This is a genomic window from Siphonobacter sp., assembly GCF_048595215.1.
In the GTDB taxonomy this organism is placed as follows: domain Bacteria; phylum Bacteroidota; class Bacteroidia; order Cytophagales; family Spirosomataceae; genus Siphonobacter.
The window spans coordinates 1-3528 of record NZ_JBMDWJ010000070.1; the positions used below are offsets into that span (position 1 = coordinate 1).

General features: G+C 49.1%; 3 protein-coding genes. 2 read left to right on the forward strand and 1 reads right to left on the reverse strand.

Features of this window, described 5'->3' with window-relative positions; translation table 11 throughout:
* Positions 1 to 250: 250 nt before the first annotated feature.
* The gene (locus ACOJTG_RS04275; RefSeq protein ID WP_420152682.1) at positions 251 to 1186 is read right to left on the reverse strand and encodes a helix-turn-helix domain-containing protein; all 936 of its coding nucleotides are present in this window, start codon (positions 1184 to 1186) and stop codon (positions 251 to 253) included.
* A 93-nt stretch (positions 1187 to 1279) separates the two neighbouring features.
* Here ACOJTG_RS04275 and ACOJTG_RS04280 point away from each other — a divergent pair, with 93 nt between their 5' ends.
* On the forward strand, positions 1280 to 2395 hold the full coding sequence (locus tag ACOJTG_RS04280) for an FAD-dependent oxidoreductase (RefSeq protein ID WP_420152683.1): 1116 nt from the start codon (positions 1280 to 1282) through the stop codon (positions 2393 to 2395).
* Positions 2396 to 2570: 175 nt separating this feature from the next.
* Positions 2571 to 3528 (forward strand): SDR family NAD(P)-dependent oxidoreductase (locus ACOJTG_RS04285; RefSeq protein WP_420152684.1); only part of this gene is annotated, 958 nt, incomplete at its 3' end.

The window sequence follows — 3528 nt, forward strand, 5'->3', positions numbered from 1 at the left end:
GGTAAAAGACGCTGAGGCGATTCCCACCTTTACGCCCCAGTCGTATCATGATTATAGCTGGAGCAAAATTCCGCAGGCGTTTATCAGCTACCTGGCTATTATGGGACTGTTGGGCTGGATCGGGCACCGTAAGCTACTAAACGCTCAACGGTAGAAATATATAGATGGAATAGACTAGGTTATAGTGTAAGCCCACTGTAACTCATTTTTTTAGAAGACGTATCTGAAAGCATTCTTGCTCTGGTAACCTTCAGGAACGACTGTATTGTTTCGGTTTCGTACCGATGTGTTCGTGAAACACCCTGGAGAAATGACTCAGGTTGGTAAAGCCCAGCCGGTATCCCACCTCTGCTACCGATAGCTTTTCTTCTTTCAGCAAGCGGGCCGCTTCTTTAATTCGGAAGGTTTGGTAATAACTAAAAAGGCTGTCGCCGAAAATCTGCCGGAATAAACGTTTGAATTTGGAGGAACTCATGTGAGCTTGCCGCGCTAGTTCATCAATGACGGGCGGCGTTTCCAGGCGGGCAAGCATCTGATCGCGAATCGTATAGATGATTTCTAGGTCGTGCGGATTCAGGGCATACAGCGGTATCTGATCCCGCTTTTTTAAGGCCATCAGTAAGTGGCAAATCAGTTCTTCTACCTTGACTCGTAGAAAAAACAGCTTGAAGGTTTCTTCGACGGGTTCGCTGACAATCGCGTCCACTAGGGTCTGTAGCGACGGAAAAATCATTTCTTCAAAAAGCAAAGGCTGCGTGTTTTCGAGAAGGCTTTGAAGCAGGGGCGGCAGGTCCGAAGTATCCAGCAAACTCTTTAAATACTGGGCGTCTATTTCGATGTTAAGGGTAGATCGATGGGAGTGAATGGGAACTACTCCGTCGGTTTGCATCTGGCTAGTAGCAATCAAAACCGAAGGTCTATTGACGCCTTGGGTTTCGGGAATGACGTTCTGAAATTTGAAAAGAATCGTTTTTCCGGGAGGCATGATCTGCGGGCTTTTAACGATCAGATCTTCGCGGAGTTCATAATTCAGAATCAGTAAGCGGATGTGCTCATTGAAAACATAGCCGGAACAGGTACCGCTACCAAAGGCCTCCGGAATGACGACAGTACGGTTCTGAACGACCGTACCCAGTCGTTCAGCCAATAGAGGTAGAATTTCAGGTACCGTTGAATCTGGGCTCATAGATGATCGTTTACGACTGTTTTTAGATCTAAGGTAGTTATTTTATCTTTGAAAGGTCGCCGACTTTTGTACCATCATTAATCAAACAAGAAGATGGTACTCAAGGATAAGAAAGTAGCGATCATTGGTGCGGGTCCGGTGGGCCTGACCATGGCCCGATTACTCCAGCAAAAAGGCGTGGATGTAAGGGTGTACGAACGGGACCCAGATGCCAACGCCCGAATCTGGGGTGGTACGCTGGATTTACACGCGGAATCGGGTCAGAAAGTTTTTCAACAGGCGGGTTTGCTGGAACGTTACCTGGACCAAGCCGTACCGATGGGACGGACGCTGGTGGATGAACTGGGCCGTGTACACTTCACAAAACAACCTACGCCCGAAAACCAGTACGACCAGCCCGAAATTAACCGGAATGTGCTACGGGAAATTCTGCTGAACAGTTTAGCTGACGGTACAGTAATGTGGGACCGCAAATGTACCCATCTCGAAGTAGCGGAGGGGAGTTGGGTACTGCATTTTGACAAGGGATTATCGGCCACCGCTGACGTAGTCATTGGAGCGAATGGCGGGATGTCTCAGGTAAGAAAATGGGTAATGGATTGTGAAGTGGAAGAAACGGGAACGCTGATGATTCAGGGGGAGGTGGTCAACCCCGCCGTTGAATGCCCGGATTTTTATGAATTATGTCAGGGTACCATCCTGATGAGTGCTCATGGGGGGAAGGCCCTGGTGGCCAATCCCAACAACCGGGGCGTGTTGACGTACAACGTCATTCTACCGAACGAAGGCGATGTTTCCAGTACGGAAAGTATGCGGAGACTGATTGCCGATCAGTTCAAAGGTTGGGCAGAACCCTATCAGCAGTTATTTCGGGCTACCTCGGTTTGCTGGGCATTACCGACGCGGAAGGTACCGCTCGATAAAGTCTGGAAAACGAATCGTCCCTTACCCATCACGCTCATCGGCGATGCCGCCCATCTCATGCCGCCCTTTGCGGGTCAGGGGGTCAATACGGGTTTGATGGATGCTCTGTTACTGGCCGAAAACTTAACCAGCGGGAATTACAAAACCGTACCAGCGGCGATTGCGGCGTATGAACAGGAAATGCGGGTGTACGCAATGAAAGCACAGGAGGAGTCGGCCTGGAATGAACAGCAAATGCGGCAGCCGGACTTTTCGTTTCATGCGTTTATTCGTGGAAACGATTAAGGATCATTGGTAGAAATACAGGGCGGTGGTAGAAGACTAACTACCTGATCATAATTAATAAGAGATGGATAGACCGTAAGCTGCTTTGGCCTTTTAAACAAAGTGAAATCGGCCTTTTAAACAAAGTTGAGGCGTAAAGCAACTTATACCTTTGTTTCAATCAAACGAAACAAGTATGAAAGCTGTCACATCATGTACCAATTACGAAGGCCAATGCCAAAAACCACTGGGTTCCGGGTTCAACGCCCAATCTACCGCCAGTGAAGTCATGCAGGGAATTGACCTCACCGGAAAAATTGCCATCGTTACGGGTGGGAATACGGGAATCGGCCTGGAAACCACCCGGGTACTGGCCGCTGCTGGGGCAAAGGTCATTGTAGGGGCCCGGGATATTGACAAAGCCAAGAAAAACCTTCAGGGTATGCCGAATGTAGAACTTGAAGCACTGGATTTAATCGATATGGGCTCCATTGATGCCTTTGCCGAAACATTTCTGGCTTCGAATCGTCCCCTTCACCTACTCATTAACAATGCGGGCATTATGTGGGTACCTTTGCGTAAAGACAGCCGGGGTCTGGAATCTCAACTCGTTACCAATTACCTGGGGCAGTTTCAACTGGTTGCCCAGCTTTGGCCCGCTCTAAAAAAGGCCGTTGGGGCTCGGGTGATTAATGTTTCATCGCAGGGGCATCAGTTTGCTCCGTTTAATTTCGACGATCCTAATTTTACGAATCGGGCTTACGAAACTTTACAGGCGTATGGTCAATCCAAGACAGCCAGTAATTTGTTCGCTTTGGAGCTGGATGAGCGGGGGAAGGAATTTCAGGGCAGAGCTTACTCGCTGCATCCGGGTTCCATTCATGGTACGGAGCTGGGCCGGGAAGCACCCCGGGAGCTATTTCAGCAAATGGGCTTCTGTGATGCGGAAGGTAATCTATTACCCGAAGTACGGGCTTCCTTAAAAACGATTCCTCAGGGTGCCGCAACGACGGTCTGGTGTGCTACCAGTCCTTTGCTCAACCTACTAGGAGGCGTCTATTGTGAAGATGCGGACGTGGCTGAATTAGCTATCGATGGGCCGGGAACCAAAGGTGTACAACTATATTCGCTAACGAAAGAAAATGCCAAACGAC

Excerpts from the sequence above, each read along its gene's own strand:
- ACOJTG_RS04275 (WP_420152682.1), bottom strand. The coding sequence starts at position 1,186 with ATGAGCCCAGATTCAACGGTACCTGAAATTCTACCTCTATTGGCTGAA.
- ACOJTG_RS04280 (WP_420152683.1), top strand. The coding sequence starts at position 1,280 with ATGGTACTCAAGGATAAGAAAGTAGCGATCATTGGTGCGGGTCCGGTG.